Genomic DNA, 25725 nt, shown 5'->3' with positions numbered 1-25725 from the left:
GGCGCAGCGATATGCCGCAACGCCGCAGGCGTCCTGGGGGCCAGATTCACTCGGGTTGCGGCGCGCGCTCCTTGATCACCACCGAGCCGTTCTCCTGCGTCTCGATGACGCCGCGCTCCTCGAGGTCCTTCATCACCCGGCTGACCATCTCGCGCGAGGCGCCGACGACCTTGGCCATGTCCTGGCGCGAGACCTTGCCGCGGATCATCTTCACGCCATTGATGTCCTCGGCCATCTCCAGCAGCGTGCGCGCGACGCGGCCGTAGACATCGAGCAGCGCCAGCGACTCGATCTGCCGATCGGCATGCCGCAGCCGGCGCACCAGGCCGCGCAGGATCGCGTACGACAGCGTCGAGTTCTCCGGCAGGCAGCGCGCGAACTCGGCGCGGCCGAGGATCAGCATGTCGGTCTGGATCTCGCAGCGCACGGTCGCCGAATGGGCCTCGTTGTCGATCAGGCTCATCTCGCCGACGTAGTCCCCCGACTCCAGCACCGCGAGGATCACCTCGCGGCCGCGCGTATCGGACGTCAGCACCCGGGCGCGGCCGTTGAGCAGGATGAACAGCGCGTTGCTCTTGCGGCCCTGCTCGACCACCAGCTCGCCGCGGCGAAAGCGCCGCTTGACGACGCTGTCGGCAACGCTCTGGGCTTGTTCGTTGGTCAACATCGAAAACAGCGGTACACGGCGAATCAGGTCGAGATTCGTCAGCATCGACATCGCGGGATCCCCTTTTCCGAGCGCAGTTGTTTGGCGACCGCGCCCTCCCCGTGTGGCGCGCAGCCGTGCGGCAAGTCGCCGCTTTCGTGTTCGATTTCACTATTGTGCCGATTGACAGCGCCCTCGGCATAGCGATCGACCCCCATGTGACAATCTGAGCCTCTTCGCGTGCCCTGTTCGATGCGGCGCGCCAACAAACCCTCTGCACATTCCATGAGCTCGTCCCCCAAGCATGCCCGGGTGTTGATCCTCGGCTCCGGTCCCGCCGGCTACAGCGCCGCCATCTATGCCGCCCGCGCGAACCTGAAGCCCGTGCTGGTGACCGGCATCGCGCAGGGCGGCCAGCTGATGACCACCACCGATGTCGACAACTGGCCAGCCGACGTGATGGGCGTGCAAGGTCCCGACCTGATGCAGCGCTTCCAGGCGCATGCCGAGCGCTTCGCGACCGAGATGGTGTTCGACCACATCAACCACGTCGACCTGTCGCAACGTCCGTTCCGCCTGAAGGGCGACAGCGGCGAGTACAGCTGCGATGCGCTGGTGATCGCCACCGGCGCCAGCGCGAAGTACCTCGGCCTGCCGTCCGAGCAGGCCTTCATGGGCCGCGGCGTCAGCGGCTGCGCGACCTGCGACGGCTTCTTCTACAAGGGCGACACGGTGGCCGTCGTCGGCGGCGGCAACACAGCGGTCGAAGAAGCGCTGTACCTGTCGAACATCGCCAGCAAGGTGCACCTGGTGCATCGCCGCGACAAGTTCCGCGCCGAGGCGATCCTGGTCGACAAGCTGCACGAGAAGGTCGCTGCCGGCAAGATCGTGCTCGAGCTCCACGAAACGCTGGACGAGGTGCTCGGCGATGCCAGCGGCGTCACCGGCATCCGCCTGAAGAGTGCGCGCAGCGGCGCAACACGCGAGCTGACGCTCAAGGGCTGCTTCATCGCCATCGGCCACCAGCCGAACACCGAGATCTTCCAGGGTCAGGTGGAGATGAAGGACGGCTACATCCTGACGAAGTCCGGGCTGTCGGGTTTCGCGACGATGACCAGCGTGCCGGGCGTCTTCGCCGCCGGCGACGTGCAGGACCATGTCTACCGGCAGGCGATCACGTCGGCCGGTACCGGCTGCATGGCCGCGCTGGACGCGCAGCGCTTCCTCGAGCAGCAGGGCTGAGCCAGCCACCCGGAGAAATCTGGCTATAATCGCGGTCTTTGCCGAAAGCGGTACTTGGTCCTTTTGGGGACTCAAGCGCCGGAAATAATTCGAAGGGCAGCCACCAGGCGGCCGATGTTGGTGCCCAGCACCGATCTCAGTCCCCCTGCTCTGGTTGCCGTGCCTGCAACAGTCAAGAGTCTGGAGAAGCGTCATGGCACGCGTCTGTCAAGTCACGGGCAAGGGCCCGATGGTGGGAAACAATGTCTCCCACGCCAACAACAAGACCAAGCGTCGCTGGTTGCCGAACCTGCAGTACCGCCGCTTCTGGGTCGAGAGCGAGAACCGCTGGGTGCGCTTGCGCATTTCGAGCGCCGCGCTGCGCCTGATCGACAAGGTCGGCATCGACAGCGTCATCGCCGATCTGCGCGCCAAGGGCGCGCTCTAATCAACGGCACACCAGGAGCACACCATGGCAGCCAAAGGCGGACGCGAAAAGATCAAGCTGGAATCCACCGCGGGTACCGGTCACTTTTACACCACCAGCAAGAACAAGAAGACCACGCCCGAGAAGCTCGAATTCATGAAATTCGACCCGAAGGCACGCAAGCACGTGGCGTACAAGGAAGTGAAGCTGAAGTAATTCGGCGTCTTCCCTTCAAGAGCCCGCCCTTCGAGGCGGGCTTTTTGTTGGGCGCGAAAAAGTCCAACGCAACAACGAACGCACCATGAAGAACGGGCCCCGCGGGGCCCGTTGCTGTCGGCGCGGAGCGCCCGTAGTCGTCAGGCGTGCGCAGCGCGCAGCTTCATCGAGAACTGCTCGAGCGCGACGATGCCGCTGGCCTCGGCCTTCTTGCACCAGGCCTGCAGGTCGACGACCAGCTGCTCGGCCGAGACGTTGGTGCGGGTCCAGAGCTGGCGCAGCTCCTCACGCATCGCGACCAGCTTGGCCAGCTTCGGGCTGTCGCTCACGGCGCTGGCGAGTTGCGAGCGCACGGCCTCAGGGATCTTCTCGTCATCGCGGTGCAACCAGCGCTTGGCGAGCTTCAGGTCGGCCAGGCGCACGCTGTTCTTCGCGCCCTGCTCCTTCAGGTGCTGCAATTCGACGGCACAGGCCGTGCGCAGCTCCTTCGCGTACTTGGCCATCACCTCGTAGCGGTTGGCGATGATCGCCTCGAGCGTCTTGGCGTCGGCCTGCGGCTTGATCGCACCCAGCTTCAGTTGCGGCGCCGTCTTGCGCACCTTGGCCAGGCCCATCATCTCCAGCGCGCGGATGTAGCCCCAGGCGATGTCGAACTCGAACGGCTTGACCGAGAACTTCGCCGAGGTCGGATAGGTGTGGTGGTTGTTGTGCAGCTCTTCGCCGCCGATCAGGATGCCCCAGGGCGTCACGTTGGTCGACGCGTCGGCCACTTCGAAGTTGCGGTAGCCCCAGTAGTGGCCGATGCCGTTGATGACGCCGGTGGCCCAGACCGGGATCCACAGCATCTGCACCGCCCAGACCGTCAGGCCGATGGCGCCGAACAAGGCCAGGTCCAGGATCAGCAGCAGGCCGACACCTTGCCAGGTGAAGCGCGAGTAGACGTTGCGCTCCATCCAGTCGTCCGGCGTACCATGGCCGAACTTGGCCATCGTTTCCAGGTTCTTCGACTCGGCACGGTACAGCTCGACGCCGGTCAGCAGCAGCGCCTTCAGGCCGCGGGTCTGCGGGCTGTGCGGGTCTTCGATGGTTTCGCACTTCGCGTGGTGCTTGCGGTGGATGGCGACGAATTCCTTCGTCACCATGCCGGTACCCAGCCACAACCAGAAGCGGAAGAAGTGCGACGGAATCGCATGCAGCTCGAGCGCCCGGTGCGACTGCGCGCGATGCAGGAAGATCGTCACCGCCGAGATCGTGATGTGCGTCGTGATCAGCGTGAACAGCAGGATCTGCCACCAGGTGGCCTCGGCCAACAAACCATGGGCCAGCCAGCTGATCAGCGTATCCCACAGCGTCGTCATCACCGTCATATTCAACCTTGCCGCCCGTACCTGGGCAGATCAGCGATTGTAGGCTTGGGGCAGCTAGTCCCAGGTGTGGAAACTGCCTAGCAAACCCGCGTCATTACTTGCTTTTTCGCCCGCGGGCCGCATTTCATGCAGTCCGCGCAGCGTTCAGCGGCGCTCCCACGCTGCGGCAAAGAAGCCGTCGGTTGAATGCCGGTGCGGCCACAAGCGCAGGTAACCGCCCTGGTCCAAGGCCGCCGCTCCCTCCACCTGCGCACGTTCCAGCAATTCCCGGGCCTGCAAGGGCACAAAGTCGGTGTGGCCTTCGGCGAAGGCGCCGGCGACCTGCTCGTTCTCGTCGGTCAACAGGCTGCAAGTGGCGTAGACCAGCCGGCCGCCCGGCTTCAGCAAGCGTGCCGCGCTGTCGAGGATCGCGCGCTGCTTGGCCTGCAATTCGGCCACCGCCTGCGGTGACTGGCGCCACTTCAGGTCCGGGTTGCGGCGCAGCGTGCCGAGGCCGGAACACGGCGCATCGACCAGCACTCGGTCAATCTTGCCGGCGAGCCGCTTGATGCGATCGTCGCGCTCATGGGCAATCTGCGCCGGGTGCACGTTCGACAGCCCGCTGCGCTTCAACCGCGGCTTCAGCGCTTCGAGACGGTGGCCGGAGACGTCGAAGGCGTACAGCCGGCCGGTGCTGCGCATCGCCGCACCGATCGCCAGCGTCTTGCCGCCGGCGCCGGCGCAGAAGTCGACGACCATCTCGCCGCGCTTGGCATCGAGCAGCGAGACCAGCAGCTGGCTGCCCTCGTCCTGCACCTCGACGCCACCGCCGATGAAGATCGGCAGCTTGTTCAGCGCCGGCTTGCCGTGAATGCGCAGGCCCCAGGGCGAATGCGGTGTCGGCTGCGCATCGATGCCGGCATCGGCCAGCGACTGCTGCGCCTGGTCGCGGCGCAGCTTCAAGGTGTTGACGCGCAAGTCCAATGGCGCCTGCGCGTCGAGCGCCGTGACCAGCGCCCAGAATTCCTCGTCGCCGAGCTGGGCGCGCAGTGCACCGGACAGCCAGTCGGGCAGGTTGTGGCGCAGTTTTTCGGAGAAACCCGCGCTGTCGAGCGCCTGGACCTGGTTGCGCCAGGTCAGCTCGCTGGGCCCCAGGGCGCCGCGCAGCAGGCTGTCCTGCCCCTGCCAGGCCAGGATCGCCAGGCGCCGCTCGAGCGCCCCATGGCCGCTTTGCGCCAGGTGCTGGTACAGCGGGCGCCGCCGCAGCACGGCGTAGGCGGTCTCGGCCAACGCGTGGCGTTCACGGATGCCGAGGTTGCGATGCTTGCGGAAGAAGGCCGAAACGATGCCGTCGGCCGGTGCGTCGAGCTTCGACAGCGCGCGCAGCAGCTCGGTGGCGAGGTCCAGCAGGGCGGTAGGATGCATGCCCGGATTATCCCAGCCGCCCCGATGGACGACCTTCCCCCGCTGCCTGCCGCTCCTGTTGGACGTTATCGACACTACAGCGGCAAGGAGTATGAACTGGTCGGCGTCGTGCGCCACAGCGAGACGCTGGAGCCGATGGTGCTGTACCGGCCGCTGTACGGCGAAGGTGCGCTGTGGGTGCGGCCGTATGCGATGTTCTTCGAGAACGTGGTGATCGACGGCGTCGAGCAGCGCCGCTTTCAGCCGATCGGCACCTGACCAGCTAGCTTCAGCCCATTTGGCAACTGACCCGCTGCCGTCAGCCCATCAGCAGCTGAGACGCACCATCGCGGTGGCGCACGCGGCCGCGGTCGTCGAGCAGCAGGCGATCCTCGACGAACCAGCGCACCGCCAGCGGATAGATCACGTGCTCGGTCGCCAGCACGCGGGCCGACAACGCGGCCTCGTCGTCCTCGGGCCGCACCGGCACGACCGATTGCATGACGATCGGCCCATGGTCGAGCTGCGTGGTGACGAAGTGCACCGTCGCGCCGGCGAGCTTGCAGCCGGCATCGATCGCCGAGCGATGCGTGTGCAGGCCAGGAAACGCCGGCAGCAGCGACGGATGGATGTTCAGCAGGCGCCCGGCGTAGCGCTGCACGAAGGGTTCGCCGAGGATGCGCATGAAGCCGGCCAGCACGATCAGGTCGGGCGCGAAGCCGTCGATGCAGGCGGCCAGCGCGGCGTCGAAGTCGGCCCGCACGCCGTGCTGGCGATGATCGACCACCGCCGTCGTTATGCCGTGCGCTGCGGCGAACTCCAGCCCCTTCGCTGCCGGCCGGTTGGCGATCACCGCCACCACCTGCGCCGGCCAGCTCTCGGCGGCGCAGCGCTTCACGATGGCCTCCATGTTCGAGCCGCGGCCGGAGATCAGGATGACGATGCGCTTCATGAGGGGCGGCAGTGTACGGTCTGAGAGAATCGCCGGCTCGACCGCTTCGTAGCCCCGCCATGCGACCCCGTGTACTCTCCGGCATGCGCCCCACCGGCGCCCTGCACCTCGGCCACTACCATGGTGCGCTGAAGAACTGGGTGCGGCTGCAGCAGGACTACGACTGCTTCTATTTCGTCGCCGACTGGCACGCGCTGACGACGCACTACGAGGACCGCGAGGTCATCGAGCGCAACGTCTACGACATGGTGATCGACTGGATCGCCGCCGGCCTCGACCCCGAGAAGGCGACGATCTTCATCCAGAGCCGCCTGCCCGAGCATGCCGAGCTGTTCACCCTGCTGGCGATGGGCACGCCGCTCGGCTGGCTCGAGCGCGTGCCGACCTACAAGGACCAGATCGAGAAGCTGAAGGACCGCGACCTCGCGACCTACGGCTTCCTCGGCTACCCGCTGCTGCAGGCGGCCGACATCCTGATCTACAAGGCGACCTACGTGCCGGTGGGCGAGGACCAGGCCTCGCACGTCGAGCTGACGCGCGAGGTCGCGCGCCGCTTCAACCACCTGTACGGCCGCGGCAGCGACTTCGACGCCCGCGTCGCCGCGGCACAGGCCAAGCTTGGCAAGGACGACGCACGCTACTTCGAAAAGCAGCGCAAGGCCTTCGGCCAGGACGGCAGCACCGAGGCGCTGGCCAAGGGCGAGGCGATCGTTCGCAAGGCGGCCGAGACCCTGAGCCCCGAGGACACCGAGCTGCTGCTCGGCCACCTGAAGGGCAGTGGCCGCTCGGTGCTGACCGAGCCGCAGGCGCTGCACACCGAGGTCACCAAGCTGCCCGGCCTGGACGGCGCGAAGATGAGCAAGAGCTACGGCAACACGATCGCGATGCGCGAAGAGCCGGCGCAGGTCGAGCAGAAGATCCGCCGCATGCCGACCGATCCGCAGCGCGTGCGCCGCACCGACAAGGGTGACCCCGAGCGCTGCCCGGTGTGGGAGTTCCACAAGGTCTACTCGGACGAGCCGACGCGCGACTGGGTTGTCAAGGGCTGCACCACCGCCGGCATCGGCTGCCTGGAGTGCAAGCAACCGGTGATCGATGCAGTGCTGAAGGAACAGCAGCCGTGGCGCGATCGCGCCGAGGCCTACCTGACCAACCCGAAGCAGGTGCACTGGATCGTCGAGATGGGCACCGAGCGGGCACGCACGGTGGCTCGCCAGACGATGAAGGACGTGCGCGACGCGATGGGCCTCAACTACTGAGGGACCTTGGCGCCCGCCGGCGCCTTTTCCTGCGCAAAGAAGCCGGACTCGGCGCCCGAGTAGGTCTCGACGCGGTTGCGTCCGCCATGTTTGGCCTCGTACAGCGCGCGGTCGGCACGGCCGTAGAGGCGATCACCGGAGATCGGTGAAGCGGGATCGGCCACCGCGAGGCCGGCCGACACGGTGATGCGCACCGGATGGCCGATCGTGTCGCGCACCTGCATCGCCTCGACGGCGCCACGCACCTGTTCGAGCAGCCGCCGCGCACCGGACGCATCGGTGCCCGGTAGCACGACGCCGAACTCCTCGCCGCCGGTGCGACCGAAAACATCGGAGGCGCGCAAGCGCTCGCGCACCGTGCGCGCGAAGGCGCGCAGCACCGCGTCGCCGGTGCGGTGCCCATGCTGGTCGTTGACCAGCTTGAAGTGGTCCAGGTCCAGCAGCACGAAGCTCACCGGCGAGCGATCGCGCCGCCCGCGTTCGAGCGCGTGCGAGAGCATCGCGTCGATCGTGCTGCGGTTCAGGCAGCCGGTCAGGCCGTCGTGCGTCGCCAGCTTTTCCATCTGCAGCGCGACACGCTCGAAGACGGCCAGCACGAACGCGAACCCCGCACCCATGATGCTGAGGAAGGACATCAGGAAGGTCAGCCCCTGGCCGAGGCTGGCCTGCAGCAGGTCGGTGTAGTCGCCCGGGTTCAGCCAGGCGTGCACCGCGCGCACCCCCAACGCCACCGCAGCCAGGCCCATCGTCACGGCGACGGTGCGCAGCGAGCGTTCGGCACTCCAGCCATGGCGCACGACGATTGCCACCGCGGGCACCAGCAGCACGACGAAGAACATCGACACGATCGCCGTGCGCTGGTGCATCGGCCACGACAGCATCACGACGATGCCGAGCACCGAGGTGCCGAAGGCCGCGATCAGCCAACGCGGCAGCGGTGCATCGAGCAACATGCGGTAGAGCGCCCGCGTGTACATCAGGATGCCGAGGCAGATCAAGCCGTTGCCAAGCACGATCGACAGCCACACCGGCACCACCACGCGCGCCGCGAGCATCGCGAAGCCGGCGAACAGCGCCCAGCAGCCCCACGTCCAGCTGCGCAGCTCCGGCCGGTTGTGCAGCCGGCGCAGCGCCACGCCGAGCTCCAGCGTCAGCAGCAGGAAGCCCAGCAGCAAGGCAAGCATCAGGGTCGGGATGTGCAAGGTCATGGCGCGGGCGGCCGGGCGGCAGCACAGTATGCCGCCCGCCCGGCCCAGTGCCCCGCCCTAACCCGAGCGTTTGACGCGCAGGCGTTGCTCCGCGGCACGACCGCGTGCCTTCCACTGCGCGACCTGCTCACGCCGCTCCAGCGCCGTCAGCGAATCGCGCCGCGCTTCGCGCTGCAGCTTCTGGAAGTTGCGCAGCCGCTCGGGCGCCACCTCGACCCGCACCGCACAGCCCGGTTCTGCCTGGTGCCGGCAATCGCGAAAGCGGCATGAGGCGGCCCAGCGCGCGATGTCGCCGAAGACCTGCTGCAGCTCCTGCTCGTCGCCGACGTCGAGCCGCAACGCGCGCAAGCCTGGCGTGTCGATGATGCAGGCGCCCGCCGGCGTGCGATGCAGCGTGCGCGTCGTCGTCGTGTGGCGGCCGCGGCTGTCGTCCTCGCGAACGGGCCCCGTCGACTGGACCACCTGGCCGCTCAGCGTATTGGTCAGCGTGCTCTTGCCGGCGCCGCTGGAGCCGAGCAGGACCAGTGTCTGCCCCACGCCGAGCAGCCCACCCAATGCCGCCGTCGCGCCCGGATCGCGGCCGTCGAGCGCCAGCACCGGCACGTTCGACGGCGCGCAGTCGCGCGCCTGCTCGGCGCGCCGCGCGACCAGCGACGGTTCCACCAGATCGGCCTTGGTCAGCACCAGCGCGGCCTCGATGCCGGCCAGGCGCACCAGCGCGAGGTAGCGTTCGAGCCGCCGGAGGTTGAAGTCATGGTCCAGCCCCATGACCAGCAGTGCGGCATCCACGTTGCTGACCAGCACTTGGCGCTGCGGGCTGCCGCGACCGTCGTTGGTGCGACGTGACAACTGCGTCAACGGCGTCAGCCGGTCGAAGACGCGCCAGCCCAGCGGTGGGTCGGGCCGCGCCAGCACCCAGTCGCCGACCGCCACCGCGTCATGCGCGCTGTCCAGCAGCTTGACCAGCGCGGTGTCCAGGCGGCCGCGCAGCGTTTGATGGCCATCGTGCAGCAGCAGGTGTTCACGCTGCAGTTCGACGACGCGCTGCAGGCGTGCCGTCGGGTCCAGCGTCAGCGTGTGCAGCTGCTGGACGATGGGCGCGCGCAGCCCGATGCCGCGCAGCGCCTCGAAGTCGAGAAATTCCAACATGTCGGATCGATCCGTTCGATGCTCGATGAGGGTCCGCGCCGGGGCAACAGCCACGGCGGGTTCGGCAAACGAGGTCGGCGGCAGCGGCGCCAGGCCGCGGCGATCGATCCGGACGGTGTCCGGACAGGCTCTTCAGCGGGCGAAGAAACGCGCGCGTGCAGCCGACGGGGCGGGGGCAATGTCCATGGCAGTCATCGTCGGCCTCCTGTGGCTGGGGGTTGAAGAAGGCCGCGAGTGTCGGTGCTCGCGACATCGGCGTCAATCCAGGGCCGGATCCGAGAAATCCTCACGCTCATCCCTGATTTAGGTGTTAACCCTAGATAGCCGGTAAGTACTAACCCTATACTGCGCCGCAACACGAAACCAACCCGGTTTCGGTTCTTTTCGGAGCAACACCATGTCTACCGCCTCCATGACCTTTGGCCGCAGCACCCGCCTGACGGCTCCGCGTGGCGCGTTGTGGTTCGGCAATGCCGCCGCGGCGCTGATCAACTTCCTGCGTCGTGTCGACCAGTGGCAACTCAAGCGCGCTCGCAGCGAGCCGCAGAACGCCGAGGAAGTCTTGACCTGGGCCCGCAGCATCGAAGCCTCGGACCCCGGGTTCGCGGCCGACCTGCGTGCCGCGGTCTACCGCTCGCAGAGCCGCGACAACTGATTGGCCGGCAGGTCAATGACCTGTCAGCAACGGCCGATAACATCCTTGTCCATCGGTGAACGCCGCGCCCGCGGCGCCAACCGTAGCAGTTCAAGGATGTTGCATGCCCCCGCAGTACCCGCCGATCGGTGAATCCGATCGGCATCCCGGCGCGCGCCGCGCGCTGTTCGGTCAACTCATCGGTCTTGGTGCGCTCGGTCTTGGCGCCTGCGCCCAGCGGGGCGCACCATTGCCGCAAGCCGGTGCGGTCGCCACGCCGGACGCGCTGCCCGACTCGATCGCTCCGTTCTCTTCCGCCACCCCCGGGGCGCGGCCGCCGGCCGGCTGGCAGCCTTACGTGCTGCGCAAGGACAAGCCGCCGACGCGCTACAACGTCGTGCGCGACAACGACCGCATGGTGCTGCACGCGCGTGCAGAGGCCGGCGCGACCGGACTGCGCTGCCCCGTGCGCATCGACCCGCACCAGCACTCCCGGCTGCAGTTCAGCTGGCGCGTGCAGCAGGTGCCGTCGCTGGCCAGCGTCGACGTGCCGGAGCACGACGACGCCCCGGCCCGCATCATCCTGGCCTTCGACGGCGACCCGGCGCGGCTGTCGCTGCGCGACCGGCTGATCTTCGACCAGGTCGAGCTCTTCACCGGCCAGCGCCTGCCGTTCGCGACGCTGATGTACGTCTGGTGCGCCAAGCTGCCGCCGGAATCGGTGGTGCGCAACCACCGCAGCTCGCGCATCCATTACCTGACGGTCGAGAGCGGTGCGCAGCGCGCCGGCCGCTGGCTGCATTACGAGCGCGACGTCGTCGCCGACTACCGCCGCGTCTACGGCGAGGCGCCCGGCATGATCAGCAGCGTCGGCGTGCTGACAGACAGCGATGCGCTGAAGCACGAGCAGCAGGCCTGGTACGGCGACATTGTGCTGCGCCGGCCCGGGCGCACTTAACCCAGCGGCAACTCGACGCTCACTTCGAGCCCCGGCTGCGTATTGCGCAGCGCCAGCGTGCCACCGTGCGAGCTGGCGACCAGCCGGCACAGGTAGAGCCCGAGCCCGACGCCGCCGCCACTGCGGCTGCGCGCCGCATCCGGCCGGTAGAACGGCTGGGCGAGCCGCTGCAGGTCCGCCTCGTCGACACCCGGACCGGCATCGCGCACGACGATGCGCACGACCAGCCCGTCGAGCTGCGTCGACAGCCGCACCGGCGTCGTGGCGTCGGTGTTGTGCCGCAGCGCGTTGTCGAGCAGATTGCGCAGCAGCATCTGCAGCCGCGCACGGTCCAGCAGCAGCAGAGGCAGCGTGTCGTCGAGCACCAGCTCGATCGCCTGGCCGGCGAACTGCTGCGCGACCAGGTCACGCGCCAGGCCGTTCAGGTCGAGCTGCTCGGTCTGCAGCGCCGCCGCGCCGCCGGCCAGCCGCTCGCTTTCCAGCAGGTCGCTGACCAGATCGCGCATCAGCGCCAGATCGCGCAGCAGCGCGTCACGCGACTCGCCTTCAGCGACCAGCTCCGCATTCAGCCGTGCCCGCGTCAGCGGCGAACGCAGCTCGTGGCTGATCGCCAGCAGCAGCCCGCGCTGGCCATCGAGCAGACGCCGCAGGCCGATGGCCATGCCGTTGACCTGGGTCGCGAGATCGCCGAGCTCGTCGTTGCGGCGCAGTGGGATCGGCCGGCTGAAGTCGCCCTTGCCGTAACGCAGCGCGCCGGCGCGGATGTCGTCGAGCGGCTTGAACAGCCGCCTCACGTACGCGTAGGCCAGTAGCAACAGCAGCAGCAGGCCGGCCAGCATCATCCAGCCGACGCGTTTCGGCCGCTCGTCGCTGTGCCAGGCGCCGATGCCGAAGCGGATCGCGTGGCCGTCGGCCGTCGTGCGCGTCAGCATCGCCGTGATCGGCGTGTCCTGCGGGCCGCGCGGCGCATGCGAGGCCCAGTTGACCACCGGCCCCTCGATGCGCACCGAGATCGGCAGCCGCTGCACCATTGCCTGCGCCCGCGCGAGATCCGGCGGCGAACCGATCTCGTTCGCGAGCCGGTCAACGTAGTCGCGGAACAGCGGCTGCACCAGCTGGCGCCAGCCGCTGCTGAACATCTGCCGCGTGCCGCCGACGAAAACCACCGTCGTGCACACCGCCAGCAGCAGGAACAGCGTGACCAGGCGCCAGCGCAGCGAATGCCGCCAGCGCCTGTGCCAGCCGTGGTGGTGGTAATAGTGTCCGAGGCGACGCTTCATGGGCTGCGGGCCAGCGCGAAGGTGTAGCCGGCGTTGCGCAGCGTCTTGATGCAGGCCAGCGGCTCGAGCTTGCGCCGCAGCCGGCTGACGAGGATGTCGACCGCGCGCGTGTACAGCTCGGCATCGCGGCCGCGCAGCCGGTTCAGAATGTCGTCGCGGTGCCAGACCTTGTGCGGCTCGCGCGCGAGCAGCAGCAGCAGCTCGAACTCGGTGCCGGTCAGCTCGACCACCTCGCCCTCGCGCCGCACCTCGCGCCGCTCGAGGTCGATCTGCAGGCCGTCGAAGCGCAACACGCTCGCGTCGGCGGCCGACGCCGGACGGATGCGGCGCAGGATGGTCTGCAGCCGCGCGGCGAGCTCGCGCGGCTCGAAGGGCTTGGGCAGGTAGTCGTCGGCGCCGAGCTCGAGGCCGACGACGCGGTCGGTGACATCGCCGCGCGCGGTCAGCATCAGCACCGGGATCTCGCTGTCGCGACGGATGTGGCGGCAGACCGCGAAGCCGTCCATCTCCGGCAGCATCACGTCCAGGATCACCGCGTCGATGCCGCCTTGGGCGAGCCGCGCCAGCCCCTCGCTCGGCCGCAGCGCCGATTCGAGCTCGAGGTCGAAACGCTTCAAGTACGCGGCCAGCGGCGCGGCCAGGTGCTCGTCGTCGTCGATCAGCAGGACTCGGTGCATGGGGCGGAGGAGGATCAGATCCAGCGCCGCACGTCGGCGGCGTAGTCACTGTACCAACCGCCGAAGCGGCGCTTGAGCCGGGCTTCCTCGAACGGGATGTGCACCCGGTCGACGATCAGCAGGAAAGCGACCGCCGCCGGCGCCAGCAGCGGCGAACCGAGCGCGATGCCGCAGCCGGTGATGATGAACGCGAGGCCGAGGTACATCGGATGGCGGCCGAAGCGGTACGGGCCGTCGTCGACCAGCACCCGCGGCTCTGCCGTCGGCAGCACCGGCGTGCCGGCGCGGCGCAGGCACCACCAGGCCCACAGCACCCAGCCCGCGCCGGCGCCCGCGATCGCAACGCCGACCGACGGCAGGCGGCCGAACGGCGCCTCGAGGCCCCAGACGGCGGCGTGAATCAGCAGCGCCGCCAGCATCAAGCCCTTGGCGAGATGCGGCGGCCACAGGCCGGCGCCGCGCGTGGGCTCAGCCGCGCCAGAAATGACGGTGGCCATGGCCGCCTCGGCTCATGTAGTCGCGCAGCTTCTGCTGCTGCTCGGGGCGCAGGCTGTCGTAGAAGTCGCCGAAGGCGGCGATCAGCGCCGGCGATTGTTCGCGCACCGCGCCGGTCTTGCCTTCGATGAAGGCCTGCGCCTTCGCGCGGTCGAACTGCGGGCCGGCCACCAGCGACTGCAGCGTGTCGCGCGGGCGCTCGCCGCCGGCCATCAGTGCGCTGCGCTGCACCTTGATCGCATCGGCGAGCAGCCCGAGCTTGGCCTGCTGCGTGGCGTCCAGCTCGAGGGCGCGGGTGGCCTTGTCCATCACCCGCTCGCGCAGCTGGGTGATCTCGGCGTCGGTCATCGGGGCACGACTGTGGCGGTGGTGCGAGCAGGCGGCAAGTCCGCCGCCGACGAGGAAGGTCGCGCCGAGGGCGCCGATCAGGGTTCGTTTGAGCCAGCGTCGCATGGGGAGGTCCTTTCGGGAACCGTTGAAGATGGCTGGCATCGTCGCGGCCGGCGGCCGGCGCGTCCTTTCGCCGCGGTTTCGCCGTGTATCGTTTCTTTTCACCGATGCTGACGCTGATCCACCTCGACGCTGCGCTGATCGCCGCCGACAAGCCCGCCGGCCTGCTCGCCGTGCCCGGCCGCGGGCCGGCGAATGCCGATTGCCTGTCGGCGCGCCTGCAGGCCGAGCACGCCGATGCGCTGATCGTGCACCGGCTCGACATGGCGACCTCGGGGCTGATCCTGTTCGGCCGCGGCGCCGCGATGCAGCGCGCGCTGTCGATTGCCTTCGCCGAGCGGCGGATCGACAAGCGCTACATCGCCATCGTCGACGGCCTGCTCGCCGACGATGCCGGCGAGATCGCGCTGCCGCTGAGCGCCAATTGGCCGAACCGGCCGCGCCAGGTGGTCGACGCGCAACGCGGCAAACCGGCGCTGACACGCTGGCAGGTGCTCGAGCGCGACGCCACACGCTGCCGCACGCGGCTCGCGCTGCAGCCGGTGACCGGCCGTTCGCACCAGCTGCGCGTGCACCTGCAGGCGATCGGCCATCCGATGATCGGCGACGAGCTGTATGCGCCGCCCGACATCGCCGCCGCGGCACCGCGTTTGCTCCTGCATGCGAGCCGCCTGCGCCTGACCCATCCGGCCGACGGAACGCCGCTCGAGCTGCAAAGCCCGGTGCCGTTCTGACGCTCAGTCGCTGGCGTATGCTGCCGCGCCATGCAACACCATCTCTACATCGTGACCGGTTCGTCGCGTGGCCTCGGCGCTGCGCTGGTGGGCCGGCTGCTCAAGCCGGAGCACGTCGTGCTCGGCATCGCGCGCCATGCCAACCCCGCGCTGCAGGCGCGCGCGGAAACCGAAGGCGGCGCGCTCGCGCAATGGCCGCTCGACCTGAACAATCCCCTGCCGGTGGCCGAGCGGCTGCGCGGCTGGCTCGCCGACATCGACGCGCAATCGATCGCCAGCGCGACGCTGATCAACAACGCGGCGGCGATCGGCGGCGGCGCGCCGCTCGGCCAGGTCCCGCTGACTGCCCTGTCGAACGCATTGCGCGTCGGCCTCGAAGCGGCGCTGCTGCTGTCGGCCACCTTCCTCGAGGTGACGGCGAACTGGAGCGGCCAGCGCCGCGTATTGAACATCTCGTCCGGCCTCGGCCGCCGTGCGATGGCCGGCAGCGCCGCGTACTGCGCAGCCAAGGCCGGCATGGACCACTTCAGCCGCGCACTGCAGCTCGAGCAGGCCGGTGAAGGCAACCCGGCACGCATCGTCGCGATGGCGCCGGGCGTCATCGACACCGACATGCAGGTCGAGCTGCGCGCCGCGGACCCCTCGCGCTTTCCGGAGCGCGAACGTTTCGTCCAGATGCAGAACGACGGCCTGCTGGTCAGTGCCGATGCCTGCGCCGAAGCGCTGCTGGCGCGCCTCGCGCGCGACGACTTCGGCAGCGAAGTCATCGCCGACCTGCGCAGCTAGATGACGCTGTCCCGCCTGGTCGGGAGCTTCGTGCTCCGCCACTGGCGCGCCTATGCCGCGTCGGGGCTGATGCTGCTCGGCATCGCCCTCTTGATCGTCTGGCTGCCGCGGCAGATCGGCGCGATGGTCGATGGCCTGGTGGCGCGGCAGCTCTCGGGCGCGGCGCTGTGGCGCGAGCTCGGCTTGCTGCTCGGCGCCGGCGCGCTGATCTACGGGCTGCGCGTCGCCTGGCGGCTGCAGCTGTATTCGGCGGCCTACAAGATGGGCGTCGAGCTGCGCACCGCGCTGTACCGGCGCCTGGCGCTGCAGGGCCCGCGCTTCTACCAGACCCGCCGCACCGGCGACCTGATGGCACTGGCGACCAACGACGTCGATGCCGTCGAGATGGCCGCCGGCGAGGCGATGCTGGCCGGCTTCGACGGCACGCTGACGCTGATCCTGGTTGTCGCGACGATGACGCTCGGCGTCGACTGGCGTCTCGGGCTGGTCGTGCTGCTGCCCTTCCCGGCGATGGCCTTGTCGTTCTGGTGGATCTCGCGCCATGTGCACGACGCGTCGCGCAGCGCGCTCACCGCCTTCGGCGCACTGAATGACCAGGTGCAGGAGACGCTGTCCGGCGTGCGCACGCTGCGCGCGCTCGGCCTCGAGGCGCGCAGCGCGCAGCGCTTCGGCGAGCTGGCGCAGACCGCCGCCGACACCAGCTTCCAGGCGCAGCGCTGGGAAGCGACCTACGAGCCGGCCGTCGGCTTCACGCTCAGCGCGGCGGTCGTGCTCGCGCTCGGCTTCGGCGGCTGGCTGGTGTGGCACGGCGAGATGACGGTCGGCCAGCTGACGAGCTTCGGCATGTACCTCGGGCAGCTGATCTGGCCGATGTTCGCGGCCGGCTGGGTGCTGTCGATCATCGAGCGCGGCCGCGCGGCCTGGGCCCGGCTGCAGCCGGTGCTCGACGAGCCGCTGACCGTCGACGACCACGGCACGGTCGCAGCGCTGACGCCAGGCGCGCTCGATGCGGAGCAGATCCGCTTCAGCTATCCGGGCCAGGCTGCGCCGGCGCTCGACGGCGTGTCGCTGCACCTGCCCGCGGGCGCGACGCTCGGCCTGGTCGGCCCGACCGGCGCGGGCAAGAGCACGCTGCTGAAGCTGCTGCTGCGCCAGTGGCATCCACAGGCCGGCAGCCTGCGCTGGGGCGGCGTGCCGCTGGCCGATTACACGCTCGACGCGCTGCGCGCCGGCATCGCCTGGGTGCCGCAGGAAGCCTTCCTGTTCTCGGCCAGCGTGGCCGAGAACATCGCGCTGGCGCGCCCCGGCGCGAGCCGGGCCGAGATCGAGCAGGCCGCGCGCGCCGCCGCCGTGCACGACGACATCGTGCACCTGCCGCAGGGCTACGACACGCCCGTCGGCGAGCGTGGCGTCACGCTGTCCGGCGGCCAGCGCCAGCGGGTGGCGATCGCCCGTGCATTGCTGGCCGATGCGCCGCTGCTGCTGCTCGACGATGCGCTGTCGGCCGTCGACACCGAGACCGAGGCGCGCATCCTCGGCGCGCTGCGCGAGGCGCGCCGCGGCCGCACGGTGATCATCGCCAGCCACCGCCTGTCGACGCTGCAGGACGCCGACCAGATCGTGGTGCTGCGCCACGGCCATGTCACCGAGCGCGGCAGCCATCGCGCGCTGGTCGAGCACGGCGGCTGGTACGCGACGCAATGGCGCGTGCAGCAACTGGAGGCCTCGCTTGAATCCGAATGACCCGGCGCCGCAGAACGAGCGCCGTGCCGCGCTGGCGCTGCTGCTGCGCTCGGCGATGCCCGAGATCGCGCTGCTGAAACGCGCCTCGCTGTGGCTGGTGCTGGCCGCCGCGCTCGAAGCCGCCGGCCCGGCGCTCGGCAAGGCCTTCATCGATCACTACCTGCTGCCGCGCAACGCCGACCTCCCGGCGATCGCCGGCCTGCTCGGCGGTGCGCTGGTCAGCGGCTGCCTCGCCAGCGGGATCCGCTACGGCCAGCTGGTGCGCCTGGCCGGCCTGGCGATGCGCTCGGTGCAGCGCATCCGCGAAGCGGTCTACGGCCACGTGCTGCGGCTGCCGATGCACTTCTTCGACCGCGCGATCACCGGCCAGCTGGTCAGCCGCGTCACCAACGACACGGAAGCCGTCAAGACGCTGTACGTGCAGGTGCTGTTCGTGATGCTCGACAGCCTGATCACGCTGGCCGGGATGATGGCGATGATGGCCTGGCTCGACTGGCGGCTGATGCTGATCGTGGCGACGCTGGTGCCGGCGGTGTTCGGCATCGTCTGGCTCTACCAGCGGCTGTCGGCGCCGGCGGTGACCAGGAGCCGCGCGCTGCGCAGCGACCTCAACGCGCAGGCCGCCGAATCGATCGCCGGCATGGCGGTGATCCAGGCCAGCGGCGCGGCCGCGGCTTTTAGCGCCCGGTTCGCCGACACCAATGCCGCGCACTACGCGGCGCGCCACGACGAGCTGCGCGCCAACGCCTGGCTGCTGCGGCCGGCGCTCGATTTCCTCAACGTCGCGATGCTCGGCGCGGTGATCCTGGTCTTCAGCCAGCGCAGCGGGGCGGGCTTGAGCGCGCTCGAGGTCGGCGTGCTGTACGCCTTCGTCAGCTACATCTCGCGCGTCGTGGAACCGCTGATCCAGATCACGATGCAGTTCTCGCAGCTGCAGCAGGCGATGGTCGCCGCGGCGCGCGTCAATACGCTGCTCGACGAAGCCGAGACGCTGCCGGCACAGGACCACGGCGAGGTCGGCGACGGCGCGATCAGCATCCGCCAGCTGGACTTCGCCTACCTGCCTGGGCGCCCGGTGCTGCATGGCATCGACCTGGAGATCGCCGCCGGCAGCTTCGTCGGCATCGTCGGCCACACCGGCTCCGGCAAGAGCACGCTGCTGTCGCTGCTGCTGCGCTTCTACGAGGCGACGCCCGGCGCGCTGCTGATCGACGGCCAGCCCATCGACCAGCTCGGCGATGCCGCGTTCCGGCGCGCCGTCGGCCTGGTGCCGCAGGAGCCGTTCCTGCTCGCCGCCAGCGCGCGCGAGAACATCGACATGGGGCGCGGCCTCGGGGATGCCGAGATCGAAGCCGCCGCGCGCGCCGCGTTTGCCGACGGCTTCATCCGCCGCCTCGAACGCGGCTACGACACGCCACTCGGCGAAGGCGGCGCGCGGCTGTCGGTCGGCGAGAAGCAGCTGATCGCGATCGCCCGCGCGCTGGCCGGCGAGCCGAAGATCCTGTTCCTCGACGAAGCCACCTCGCACATCGACAGTGAGACGGAAGGCGTGGTGCAGCAGGCGCTGGCCGGGCTGCGCGGCCACGTCACCGTGGTGGCGATCGCGCACCGGCTGTCGACGATCCGCGACGCCGACGAGATCGTCGTGCTGAACCACGGGCGGCTGGCCGAGCGCGGCCGGCATGCCGCGCTGATGGCGATCGACGGTGGGTTGTACCAGCGGCTGGTGCAGCTGCAGCAGCTGGAAGCGCTGGACGAAGAAGAAGACGAGCAATGAGCGCAGGCTCCGCGGCACCGGACGTCCCGAGCCTGCTGCGCCAGCCCGACTTCTTCCGCTTCTGGTCGGCGCGGCTCGCGGCCACCGCGGCGAGCCAGATGATGATGGTCGCGCTCGGCTGGCAGATGTACGACCTGACCGGCAGTGCCTGGGACCTCGGGCTGATCGGCCTGGCGCAGTTCGTGCCGGCGCTGCTGCTGGCGCTGCCGGCCGGCCACGCGATCGACCGCAGCGACCGCAAGCGCGTGCTGGCCGCGTCGATGGCGGTGCAGCTCGGTGTCGCGCTGCTGCTGGCGATCGGCTCGTGGCAGCACGCGCTCGGGCGCGGCAGCCTGCTGCTGCTGTCGATGCTGCTCGGCGGCGTGCGGGCGTTCCAGATGCCGGCCTCGCAGGCGCTGCTGCCGCAGCTGGTGCCCACCGAGGTGCTGCCGCGTGCGCTGGCGCTGTCGTCGTCGGCGCTGCAGGGCGCGATCATCGCCGGCCCGGCCTTGGGCGGCCTGCTGTATGGCGCCGGCGCCGAGGTCGTCTACGGCGTCTCGGCAGCGGGCTTCGCGCTGTCGGCGCTGGCCATCGCCGCGCTGCATCCGCGGCCGGCCGTGCTGGCGCGCGAGCCGATGTCGATGCGCTCGATGCTCGCCGGGCTGCATTTCATCGTCGAACGCAAGGTGATCCTGGGCGCGGTGGCGCTGGACCTGTTCGCAGTGCTGCTCGGCGGTGCGACCGCGCTGCTGCCGATCTTCGCCAAGGACATCCTGCACGTCGGCCCGACCGGGCTGGGCCTGCTGCGCGGCGCGCCGGCGGTCGGCGCGCTGGTGATGTCGCTGGCGCTGGCGCGCTGGCCGATCGAGCGCCGCTGCGGCACCTGGCTGCTCGGCGCGGTCGCGGCCTACGGCGTCACGATGGTGGCGTTCGGGCTGTCACGCTGGTTCTGGCTGTCGTTGCTGGCGCTCGCTGTGTCGGGCGCCGTCGACATGATCAGCGTCGTCATCCGCCACACGCTGGTGCAGCTGGAGACGCCCGACGCGATGCGCGGCCGCGTCAGCGCGGTCAATTCGGTGTTCATCGGCGCCAGCAACCAGCTCGGAGAATTCGAGTCGGGGGCTGTTGCTGCCTGGCTCGGCCCGGTAGCATCCGCGGTCACGGGCGGCATCGGCACGCTGCTGGTCGTGCTGACGTGGATCCGGTTGTTCCCCGCCCTTGCCCGGCGCGACCGCCTGGTCCGCGACGATGCTGCGCTTGCTGGGGGGAGGACCACGGCTTGAACGAGGCAGATTTTCATGCGCTCGCGCAACTGCTCGAAGGCCAGGGGGTGGGTTTCGCGCTGACCGACCACGGCGGCCGCGCGCTGATCAGCAACAAGCTGCACCGCCACGGCTCGCTGCGCAGCCACACGCTGACCTTGAACGATGGGCGCCGCGTCGCGATCATGCCGCGCCCGGCCGACACCGACATCCGCTTCAAGCTGCTGGCCGAACACTCCACCGACCTGATCGTCGCCGTCGATGCCGATCTGGCGATTCGTTATGCCTCGCCCGCGACCAGCGGGCTGCTCGGCTGCCTGCCGCAGGATCTGCACGGCCACACGCTGGCCGAGCTGGTGGTGCCCGAGGAGCGGGCCGCGTTCATCGCGCGCCATTTCACGAAGGCCGCGCAGCACGGCCGCGGGCCGGAGCTGTTCCGCGCGCTGCGCCGCGACGGCAGCACGCGCTGGGTCGAGGCGCGCGTCGCGTCGCTGCCGCCGGGCAACGGCCTCGGCGACTACCTCGTCACGCTGCGCGATGCCGAGCAGCGCAAGCGTGCCGAAGAGGCGCTGGGCCAGGCCAACGCCGAGCTGTCGGCGCTGGCCTCGACCGATGCGCTGACCGGCCTGCCGAACCGGCGCCAGTTCGACGCCACGCTGCAGAAGGAGTGGTACCGCGCGCTGCGCGACGGCGCGCCGCTGGCGCTGATGATGATCGACGTCGACCACTTCAAGGCGCTGAACGATCTGTTCGGCCACCAGACGGGTGACGGCTTCCTGGCACGCGTCGGGCGCATCATCCGCGACAACGTGCGCCGCGCCGGCGACATGGCGGCGCGCTACGGCGGCGAGGAATTCGCCGTCGTGCTGCCGGGCACCGGCGCCGCCGGCGCGCTCGAGATGGCCGAGCTGATGCGCCGCGCGGTCGCCAGCACCGACTTCTCTGCGATCGTCGAAGGCGGCTATCCGATCAGCGTCAGCATCGGTGTCGCCGCCAGCGTGCCGCTGGCCGGCGCCGGCTCGGCCGCGCTGGTGCACAACGCCGACGCGGCGCTGTACCAGGCCAAGCGCAACGGACGCAACCGGGTCGAGATCCTGCAGTGAGCGGTGCCGGCGGTCAGCGGCGGGCGGACGAGCTCGTCGCAGAACTGGGTCTGCAGCCGCATCCCGAGGGCGGCTGGTACCGCGAATTCCACCGGGCAGGCACCCGTGTGGCGACGCCCGACGGCCGCGGCGAGCGCAGCGCGCTGACCAGCATCGATTTCCTGCTGGCCGTGGGCCAGCATTCGGCCTGGCACCGCGTCGCCTCCGACGAGGTCTGGCACCTGCTCGAAGGCCCCGGCCTGCGCCTGTGGACCTTGCCGCCGACGCTCGACCGGATCGAGCTGACGCTGCTCGCGCCGGTCGGAAGCGACGGCGCGCGCCCGCGCCACGTGGTGCCGGCGCACTGGTGGCAGGCGGCCGAGCCGGCCGGCGGGCATGCCTACGTCGGCGCCACCGTCGGGCCGGGCTTCGAGTTCGCGGATTTCAGCTTCGGCCGCGACGATGACGCGCTGGTGGCGGCGCTGGCCCGCCTGCAGCCCGACCTGCAGCGATTGCTGTAGCCCCAAAAAAAGACCCCCGGTGCGGTCACACACCAGGGGTAATGCTCCTCATCGCTTTCGCCGCTGTTGGAGGGCCGGAAGCATCGGTTCCGGCACAGCAGCGAACGCAGGCTACGCTGTGACGGCCCGGCGTGCATCCGTGAAAAACCAGAGGAACTTTTGACCCCGTGTCGGATTCCACGGCAAACGGCTTGTTGGATGTCAACCGGACCCCGGCCAACTCAGCCGAGCCAGGACGCGAGGTCCGCTTTCAGCTGTTGCAGGTCGGCCGGCCGGGTGTAGAACATGTGGCCGGCGTCGTAGTAACGGTGCGTCACGCGCGCCATCACCTCGGCCGGCACGTCGAGTTGCGCCAGCGACCAGTCCGAGGCCGAGTACGGCGTGCCCAGGTCGTAGCGCCCGCTGGCCGCGAATACCCGCAGGTGCGGATTGCGCCGCAGCGCCCGGCCCAGGTCGATGCTGGTGCAGGTGAAGCCGTTGGCCTCGTGCATGCCCTGGCCGCTGCCGCGGGTCCACTTCCAGCCCAGGTTGACCTCGCGCGACAGCACCTCGTAACGCGTCTCGGTGGGGATGCCGAGCGCGGCGTAGTAGGCCAGCGCCGCGGTCGTGTAGGGCGCGGCGATGGCCTCGATGCCGGGGTCGAATTCCCAGTCGCGCGTGCGGCTGGCCGCCATCGGACCGGTGACGCGGGCTTCGAGCCGGCCGACGATGCGGCCCTCGTCGCGCAGCGCCTCGAAGAAGAAGGTCTGCTCGCTGATGCGCAGGTTCTTCTCCTGCACCAGCTGCGGCGGCAGCCCGGTCAGCTCGGCAACGCGCTTCTCGATGCGGGCGCGGGCGCGGCCGTCGAGCCGAGCGCCCAGGTGCAGCGCCCCGACGTAGTCCTCGGCGACGAAGGCCTCGGCGGCGCTGCGCGCGGATTCCGACGACTCGGCCAGCGAGCCCTTGAGCCGGCCATGGAACTGCGCGACGTTGGCGAATGCCGGCAGGAAGAGCGCGTACGGCAGGTCGTTGCGCGGCGCGAAGACCAGCGTCTGCAGATCCATCGCGCAGGACACCAGGATCACCCCATCGAGGGCCAGGCCGAGGTCGAGCATCTTGTCGGCCAGCGCCGCGCCGCGCGTCGTGCCGTAACTCTCGCCGGCCAGGTACAGCGCCGCGCCGAAGCGGCCGTTGCTGGCCAGCCAGGCGCGCATCGCCTCGGCCAGCGCGTCGACATCGCCGTCGACGGACAGCAGCGTCTTGCGCGCCGCATCGTTGACCGCCAGCGAGTAGCCGGTGTGCGGCGGGTCGATGAAGACGAGGTCGAAGTGCTCCAGCCAGGTCAGCGGGTTGTCGACCAGCGTGTACGGCGCGCGCGGCATGGTGCCGTCGTCGTTGATCGGCACCCGCTTCGGGCCCAGCGCGCCGAAATGCAGCCACACCGAGCTCGAGCCCGGCCCGCCGTTGAACGCGAAGCACACCGGCCGCGGCCGGCCGTCCTGCGGCGCGACGCTGTAGGCGATCGTGAAGACAGCCGCCTGCAGCTCGCCGCGCTGTGCGTCGATGCCGCCTTGCGCGATCGGCACGAAGGCGGCGCGCACGCCGTAGTCGAGGCGCCGGCCATCGGCCAGCACGACACTGCCGCTGCCCAGCGCCGGCGCCCGTGCCAGCAGTTGTTCGACCTTCTCGCGCTGGCGCTTGTCCGCCTCTTCGCTCTTGTTGTTCGTCGCGCTGTCGCTCATGCAATCTCCGGGTTGTTCTGCAGAAGGCGCCCGTACTGCGCCAGGTCGACGTTGCCGCCGGACAGGATTACGCCGATGCGCTGGCCCCGCAGATCGCCGAGCACGCCCTCGAGCACCGCGGCCGCGGCGAGGCAGCCGGTGGGCTCGACGATCTGCTTCAGACGCTCGGCGAAGAAGCGCATCGTGGTCACCAGCTGTGCGTCGCTGACCGTGACGATGCGCGAAACCAGCGCGCGCGTCACCGGGAAGGTCAGCCGCCCCGGCGCCTGCGTCTGCGCGCCGTCGGCGATCGTCTGCGGCACGTCGATCTTCACGATCTCGCCGCGCGCGAAGCTGCGCTGCGTGTCGTTGCCGGCCTCGGGTTCGACGCCGATCACCTCGATCGCCGGCAGCCGGTGCTTCGCGGCCGTCGCGCAGCCCGAGATCAGCCCGCCGCCGCCGACGCAGACCACCAGCTTGTCGAGCCGGCCGACCTCGTCGACCAGCTCCAGCGCCGCGGTGCCTTGGCCGGCCATCACGTGCGGATGGTCGTAGGGCGGGATCAGCGTCATGCCGCGCTCCTCGGCGATGCGCCGGCCGATCGCCTCGCGGTCTTCGCTGTAGCGGTCGTACAGGATCACCTCGCTGCCCGGCTGGCCGGCCTGGTAGCCGCGCGTGGCGGCCAGCTTCACCGGCGGCGCGTCCTGCGGCATCACGATCACCGAGGGCATGCCGAGCAGCCGCGCCGACAGCGCGATCGCCTGCGCATGGTTGCCGGAGCTGAAGGCCAGCGCGCCGGCACGCCGCTGCTCGGGCGTGAACTGCGACAGCGCGTTGTAGGCGCCGCGGAACTTGAATGCACCCATGCGCTGCAGGTGCTCGGCCTTGAAGAACAGCTCGGCGCCGCTGCGTTCGTCGGCCGTGCGTGACCGCAGCACCGGCGTGCGATGCGCCACGCCGGCGAGGCGCTGCGCGGCCGCTTCGACGTCGGCAAACGTGATCGCCAGGGAAGTCATGCCGGCCCCTGGAAGCCGCCGCGGCGGAAGGTCAGCACCAGCGTGTCGCGATGCCCCGGCTCGTTGGCCGAAGCCGGCTGGATCGGCGTCGTCTCGTGCACCACGCGCTCGTCGTCGAGCAGCAGCACGCTCCACGGCTCGGTCAAGGTGAAGCGCATGCCTTGCGGGCCGCGCGCATCGAAGACACGCGTCTCGCCGCCCTTCACACGCTGACGTCCGACCAGCAGCACGGCCACCAGGTCGACGCCATCGCGGTGCGCGCCCTCGGGCGTCGGGCGGCCGATGCCGTCGGTGGTGTCGATGCGAAACGGATGCGCTTCGACGTGCCACGGCGCATCCCCTGCGCCATCGCCGCGCAGCCGCGTTGCGCGATCGGCCAGTGCGATCAGCAGCCGCGCCCAGGCGGCGTCTTCGCTCATCGCCGGCTCGAGCGGCTCGAACCAGCGCTCGATGCCGCCGTGCAGCGCGTTGTACTCGACCGGCTGCCAATGCGCGCGGTGCGGCACCGGCTGCAGCCGCGCGATCGCGCCGCTCGAGCCCGGCGTCACGACGAAACAGCCATGGCGCCGGCGCCGGTAGCGGCCACCGTCGCGCAGGTGCGGATCCGGCGGCAGAGCGTCCCAGCAACCGCGCCAGGCTTCGAAATCGGCCACGGCCACACCGGCCAGCCGCGCCAGCGACGCGGCGTCGAGCACCGCATAACCACTCGCGGCGAGTTGCGCATCGAGGTCGGTGAGCGCTGTCAAGGGCGGCGGAAGCGTCATGAGACTCCTCTGTCTAACGGATGCATCTTGTCAGCGCCG

The 25725-nt window shown here is 69.9% G+C and carries 27 protein-coding genes; 14 read left to right on the top strand and 13 right to left on the bottom strand.

Annotation, left to right across the window (positions count from 1 at the left end):
• Positions 1 to 46: 46 nt before the first annotated feature.
• Positions 47 to 718: a Crp/Fnr family transcriptional regulator gene (locus HLB44_RS13690; RefSeq protein WP_173123332.1), complete on the bottom strand. Its 672-nt coding sequence runs from the start codon at positions 716 to 718 to the stop codon at positions 47 to 49.
• Between the two features lie 213 nt (positions 719 to 931).
• Here HLB44_RS13690 and trxB point away from each other — a divergent pair, with 213 nt between their 5' ends.
• From trxB to rpmG, 3 genes are all read left to right on the top strand, one after another.
• Complete coding sequence (trxB, locus tag HLB44_RS13685) at positions 932 to 1888, top strand: thioredoxin-disulfide reductase (protein WP_173123330.1); 957 nt, start codon at positions 932 to 934, stop codon at positions 1886 to 1888.
• A gap of 193 nt (positions 1889 to 2081) precedes the next feature.
• Positions 2082 to 2315, top strand: a complete 234-nt coding sequence (gene rpmB / locus HLB44_RS13680; RefSeq protein WP_173123328.1) for a 50S ribosomal protein L28 — start codon at positions 2082 to 2084, stop codon at positions 2313 to 2315.
• Positions 2316 to 2339: 24 nt separating this feature from the next.
• Positions 2340 to 2510 carry a 50S ribosomal protein L33 gene (rpmG, locus tag HLB44_RS13675; RefSeq protein ID WP_058087945.1) on the top strand — a complete coding sequence of 57 codons (171 nt, stop codon included), beginning with the start codon at positions 2340 to 2342 and terminating at the stop codon, positions 2508 to 2510.
• Between the two features lie 140 nt (positions 2511 to 2650).
• Here rpmG and HLB44_RS13670 read toward each other — a convergent pair whose 3' ends face one another.
• A complete protein-coding gene (locus HLB44_RS13670; RefSeq protein ID WP_173123326.1) occupies positions 2651 to 3877 on the bottom strand; it encodes a DesA family fatty acid desaturase in 1227 nt (408 codons plus the stop codon).
• A gap of 144 nt (positions 3878 to 4021) precedes the next feature.
• Positions 4022 to 5281 carry an RsmB/NOP family class I SAM-dependent RNA methyltransferase gene (locus HLB44_RS13665; protein WP_173123324.1) on the bottom strand — a complete coding sequence of 420 codons (1260 nt, stop codon included), beginning with the start codon at positions 5279 to 5281 and terminating at the stop codon, positions 4022 to 4024.
• Positions 5282 to 5305: 24 nt separating this feature from the next.
• On the opposite strand from HLB44_RS13665, the gene HLB44_RS13660 reads away from it, so the two are divergent.
• On the top strand, positions 5306 to 5539 hold the full coding sequence (locus tag HLB44_RS13660) for a DUF1653 domain-containing protein (protein WP_173123322.1): 234 nt from the start codon (positions 5306 to 5308) through the stop codon (positions 5537 to 5539).
• 40 nt (positions 5540 to 5579) lie between these two features.
• Here the strand turns inward: HLB44_RS13660 and purN are convergent, their stop codons facing one another.
• Positions 5580 to 6212: a phosphoribosylglycinamide formyltransferase gene (gene purN, locus HLB44_RS13655; RefSeq protein ID WP_173123320.1), complete on the bottom strand. Its 633-nt coding sequence runs from the start codon at positions 6210 to 6212 to the stop codon at positions 5580 to 5582.
• Positions 6213 to 6271: 59 nt separating this feature from the next.
• Here purN and HLB44_RS13650 point away from each other — a divergent pair, with 59 nt between their 5' ends.
• A complete protein-coding gene (locus tag HLB44_RS13650) occupies positions 6272 to 7471 on the top strand; it encodes a tryptophan--tRNA ligase (protein ID WP_173123318.1) in 1200 nt (399 codons plus the stop codon).
• On the opposite strand, the gene HLB44_RS13645 is transcribed toward HLB44_RS13650, so the two are convergent.
• Both HLB44_RS13645 and rsgA read right to left on the bottom strand, forming a co-directional pair.
• Complete coding sequence (locus tag HLB44_RS13645; protein WP_173123316.1) at positions 7465 to 8679, bottom strand: GGDEF domain-containing protein; 1215 nt, start codon at positions 8677 to 8679, stop codon at positions 7465 to 7467. The two genes, HLB44_RS13650 and HLB44_RS13645, sit on opposite strands and share 7 nt — an antisense overlap.
• Before the next feature lie 57 nt (positions 8680 to 8736).
• Positions 8737 to 9828 carry a ribosome small subunit-dependent GTPase A gene (rsgA, locus tag HLB44_RS13640; RefSeq protein WP_173123314.1) on the bottom strand — a complete coding sequence of 364 codons (1092 nt, stop codon included), beginning with the start codon at positions 9826 to 9828 and terminating at the stop codon, positions 8737 to 8739.
• A 397-nt stretch (positions 9829 to 10225) separates the two neighbouring features.
• Between rsgA and HLB44_RS13635 the strand changes: the two genes are divergently transcribed.
• Both HLB44_RS13635 and HLB44_RS13630 read left to right on the top strand, forming a co-directional pair.
• A complete protein-coding gene (locus tag HLB44_RS13635) occupies positions 10226 to 10483 on the top strand; it encodes a hypothetical protein (RefSeq protein ID WP_173123312.1) in 258 nt (85 codons plus the stop codon).
• A 103-nt stretch (positions 10484 to 10586) separates the two neighbouring features.
• The gene (locus HLB44_RS13630; RefSeq protein WP_173123310.1) at positions 10587 to 11420 is read left to right on the top strand and encodes a DUF3047 domain-containing protein; all 834 of its coding nucleotides are present in this window, start codon (positions 10587 to 10589) and stop codon (positions 11418 to 11420) included.
• On the opposite strand, the gene HLB44_RS13625 is transcribed toward HLB44_RS13630, so the two are convergent.
• The 4 genes from HLB44_RS13625 to HLB44_RS13610 are packed head-to-tail and all read right to left on the bottom strand — an operon-like array spanning position 11417 to position 14325.
• Positions 11417 to 12700 (bottom strand): HAMP domain-containing sensor histidine kinase, encoded by a 1284-nt coding sequence (locus tag HLB44_RS13625; RefSeq protein ID WP_173123308.1) that lies wholly within the window; start codon positions 12698 to 12700, stop codon positions 11417 to 11419. The two genes, HLB44_RS13630 and HLB44_RS13625, sit on opposite strands and share 4 nt — an antisense overlap.
• Positions 12697 to 13377: a response regulator transcription factor gene (locus HLB44_RS13620; RefSeq protein WP_173123306.1), complete on the bottom strand. Its 681-nt coding sequence runs from the start codon at positions 13375 to 13377 to the stop codon at positions 12697 to 12699. The genes HLB44_RS13625 and HLB44_RS13620 overlap by 4 nt, the downstream gene beginning before the upstream one ends.
• Before the next feature lie 14 nt (positions 13378 to 13391).
• Positions 13392 to 13874, bottom strand: a complete 483-nt coding sequence (locus HLB44_RS13615) for a methyltransferase family protein (protein WP_173123304.1) — start codon at positions 13872 to 13874, stop codon at positions 13392 to 13394.
• On the bottom strand, positions 13846 to 14325 hold the full coding sequence (locus tag HLB44_RS13610; protein WP_173123302.1) for a Spy/CpxP family protein refolding chaperone: 480 nt from the start codon (positions 14323 to 14325) through the stop codon (positions 13846 to 13848). The genes HLB44_RS13615 and HLB44_RS13610 overlap by 29 nt, the downstream gene beginning before the upstream one ends.
• A 104-nt stretch (positions 14326 to 14429) precedes the next feature.
• Between HLB44_RS13610 and HLB44_RS13605 the strand changes: the two genes are divergently transcribed.
• Genes HLB44_RS13605 through HLB44_RS13575 form a run of 7 tightly spaced genes read left to right on the top strand, consistent with a single transcriptional unit; the run spans position 14430 to position 22206 of the window.
• The gene (locus HLB44_RS13605; RefSeq protein ID WP_173123300.1) at positions 14430 to 15056 is read left to right on the top strand and encodes an RluA family pseudouridine synthase; all 627 of its coding nucleotides are present in this window, start codon (positions 14430 to 14432) and stop codon (positions 15054 to 15056) included.
• A gap of 30 nt (positions 15057 to 15086) precedes the next feature.
• Complete coding sequence (locus HLB44_RS13600; RefSeq protein ID WP_173123298.1) at positions 15087 to 15842, top strand: SDR family NAD(P)-dependent oxidoreductase; 756 nt, start codon at positions 15087 to 15089, stop codon at positions 15840 to 15842.
• Positions 15843 to 17585: an ABC transporter ATP-binding protein gene (locus tag HLB44_RS13595; RefSeq protein WP_173123296.1), complete on the top strand. Its 1743-nt coding sequence runs from the start codon at positions 15843 to 15845 to the stop codon at positions 17583 to 17585. It begins immediately after the preceding gene.
• 55 nt (positions 17586 to 17640) lie between these two features.
• Positions 17641 to 19362, top strand: a complete 1722-nt coding sequence (locus HLB44_RS13590; protein WP_246312282.1) for an ABC transporter ATP-binding protein — start codon at positions 17641 to 17643, stop codon at positions 19360 to 19362.
• Positions 19359 to 20624: an MFS transporter gene (locus HLB44_RS13585; protein ID WP_173123292.1), complete on the top strand. Its 1266-nt coding sequence runs from the start codon at positions 19359 to 19361 to the stop codon at positions 20622 to 20624. Before HLB44_RS13590 ends, HLB44_RS13585 begins: the two co-directional genes overlap by 4 nt.
• The gene (locus HLB44_RS13580) at positions 20621 to 21706 is read left to right on the top strand and encodes a GGDEF domain-containing protein (protein ID WP_173123290.1); all 1086 of its coding nucleotides are present in this window, start codon (positions 20621 to 20623) and stop codon (positions 21704 to 21706) included. Before HLB44_RS13585 ends, HLB44_RS13580 begins: the two co-directional genes overlap by 4 nt.
• Positions 21703 to 22206, top strand: coding sequence for a cupin domain-containing protein (locus tag HLB44_RS13575; RefSeq protein ID WP_173123288.1), 504 nt, complete (start codon positions 21703 to 21705; stop codon positions 22204 to 22206). The genes HLB44_RS13580 and HLB44_RS13575 overlap by 4 nt, the downstream gene beginning before the upstream one ends.
• Before the next feature lie 221 nt (positions 22207 to 22427).
• Here the strand turns inward: HLB44_RS13575 and HLB44_RS13570 are convergent, their stop codons facing one another.
• From HLB44_RS13570 to HLB44_RS13560, 3 genes are read right to left on the bottom strand one after another with little or no spacing between them, the layout of a single operon-like run.
• Positions 22428 to 23927: a S10 family peptidase gene (locus tag HLB44_RS13570; RefSeq protein ID WP_173123286.1), complete on the bottom strand. Its 1500-nt coding sequence runs from the start codon at positions 23925 to 23927 to the stop codon at positions 22428 to 22430.
• Positions 23924 to 24922 (bottom strand): threo-3-hydroxy-L-aspartate ammonia-lyase, encoded by a 999-nt coding sequence (locus tag HLB44_RS13565; RefSeq protein WP_173123284.1) that lies wholly within the window; start codon positions 24920 to 24922, stop codon positions 23924 to 23926. The genes HLB44_RS13570 and HLB44_RS13565 overlap by 4 nt, the downstream gene beginning before the upstream one ends.
• Entirely contained in the window at positions 24919 to 25686 is a 768-nt protein-coding gene (locus tag HLB44_RS13560) for a 2OG-Fe dioxygenase family protein (protein ID WP_173123282.1), read from the bottom strand. Before HLB44_RS13560 ends, HLB44_RS13565 begins: the two co-directional genes overlap by 4 nt.
• Between the last annotated feature and the right edge of the window lie 39 nt (positions 25687 to 25725).

The sequence above is a fragment of the Pseudaquabacterium terrae genome (genome assembly GCF_013266755.1).
GTDB classification, from domain to species: Bacteria; Pseudomonadota; Gammaproteobacteria; order Burkholderiales; family Burkholderiaceae_C; genus Pseudaquabacterium; species Pseudaquabacterium terrae.
The sequence above is the reverse complement of the archived record's forward strand: the minus strand, read 5'-3'. Positions and strand labels throughout refer to the sequence as shown.

Bases quoted from the DNA above. Each gene is read 5' to 3' on its own strand.
- HLB44_RS13690 (WP_173123332.1), bottom strand. From the start codon at position 718: ATGTCGATGCTGACGAATCTCGACCTGATTCGCCGTGTACCGCTGTTT.
- trxB (WP_173123330.1), top strand. From the start codon at position 932: ATGAGCTCGTCCCCCAAGCATGCCCGGGTGTTGATCCTCGGCTCCGGT.
- rpmB (WP_173123328.1), top strand. From the start codon at position 2,082: ATGGCACGCGTCTGTCAAGTCACGGGCAAGGGCCCGATGGTGGGAAAC.
- rpmG (WP_058087945.1), top strand. From the start codon at position 2,340: ATGGCAGCCAAAGGCGGACGCGAAAAGATCAAGCTGGAATCCACCGCG.
- HLB44_RS13670 (WP_173123326.1), bottom strand. From the start codon at position 3,877: ATGACGGTGATGACGACGCTGTGGGATACGCTGATCAGCTGGCTGGCC.
- HLB44_RS13665 (WP_173123324.1), bottom strand. From the start codon at position 5,281: ATGCATCCTACCGCCCTGCTGGACCTCGCCACCGAGCTGCTGCGCGCG.
- HLB44_RS13660 (WP_173123322.1), top strand. From the start codon at position 5,306: ATGGACGACCTTCCCCCGCTGCCTGCCGCTCCTGTTGGACGTTATCGA.
- purN (WP_173123320.1), bottom strand. From the start codon at position 6,212: ATGAAGCGCATCGTCATCCTGATCTCCGGCCGCGGCTCGAACATGGAG.
- HLB44_RS13650 (WP_173123318.1), top strand. From the start codon at position 6,272: ATGCGACCCCGTGTACTCTCCGGCATGCGCCCCACCGGCGCCCTGCAC.
- HLB44_RS13645 (WP_173123316.1), bottom strand. From the start codon at position 8,679: ATGACCTTGCACATCCCGACCCTGATGCTTGCCTTGCTGCTGGGCTTC.
- rsgA (WP_173123314.1), bottom strand. From the start codon at position 9,828: ATGTTGGAATTTCTCGACTTCGAGGCGCTGCGCGGCATCGGGCTGCGC.
- HLB44_RS13635 (WP_173123312.1), top strand. From the start codon at position 10,226: ATGTCTACCGCCTCCATGACCTTTGGCCGCAGCACCCGCCTGACGGCT.
- HLB44_RS13630 (WP_173123310.1), top strand. From the start codon at position 10,587: ATGCCCCCGCAGTACCCGCCGATCGGTGAATCCGATCGGCATCCCGGC.
- HLB44_RS13625 (WP_173123308.1), bottom strand. From the start codon at position 12,700: ATGAAGCGTCGCCTCGGACACTATTACCACCACCACGGCTGGCACAGG.
- HLB44_RS13620 (WP_173123306.1), bottom strand. From the start codon at position 13,377: ATGCACCGAGTCCTGCTGATCGACGACGACGAGCACCTGGCCGCGCCG.
- HLB44_RS13615 (WP_173123304.1), bottom strand. From the start codon at position 13,874: ATGGCCACCGTCATTTCTGGCGCGGCTGAGCCCACGCGCGGCGCCGGC.
- HLB44_RS13610 (WP_173123302.1), bottom strand. From the start codon at position 14,325: ATGCGACGCTGGCTCAAACGAACCCTGATCGGCGCCCTCGGCGCGACC.
- HLB44_RS13605 (WP_173123300.1), top strand. From the start codon at position 14,430: ATGCTGACGCTGATCCACCTCGACGCTGCGCTGATCGCCGCCGACAAG.
- HLB44_RS13600 (WP_173123298.1), top strand. From the start codon at position 15,087: ATGCAACACCATCTCTACATCGTGACCGGTTCGTCGCGTGGCCTCGGC.
- HLB44_RS13595 (WP_173123296.1), top strand. From the start codon at position 15,843: ATGACGCTGTCCCGCCTGGTCGGGAGCTTCGTGCTCCGCCACTGGCGC.
- HLB44_RS13590 (WP_246312282.1), top strand. From the start codon at position 17,641: ATGCCCGAGATCGCGCTGCTGAAACGCGCCTCGCTGTGGCTGGTGCTG.
- HLB44_RS13585 (WP_173123292.1), top strand. From the start codon at position 19,359: ATGAGCGCAGGCTCCGCGGCACCGGACGTCCCGAGCCTGCTGCGCCAG.
- HLB44_RS13570 (WP_173123286.1), bottom strand. From the start codon at position 23,927: ATGAGCGACAGCGCGACGAACAACAAGAGCGAAGAGGCGGACAAGCGC.
- HLB44_RS13565 (WP_173123284.1), bottom strand. From the start codon at position 24,922: ATGACTTCCCTGGCGATCACGTTTGCCGACGTCGAAGCGGCCGCGCAG.
- HLB44_RS13560 (WP_173123282.1), bottom strand. From the start codon at position 25,686: ATGACGCTTCCGCCGCCCTTGACAGCGCTCACCGACCTCGATGCGCAA.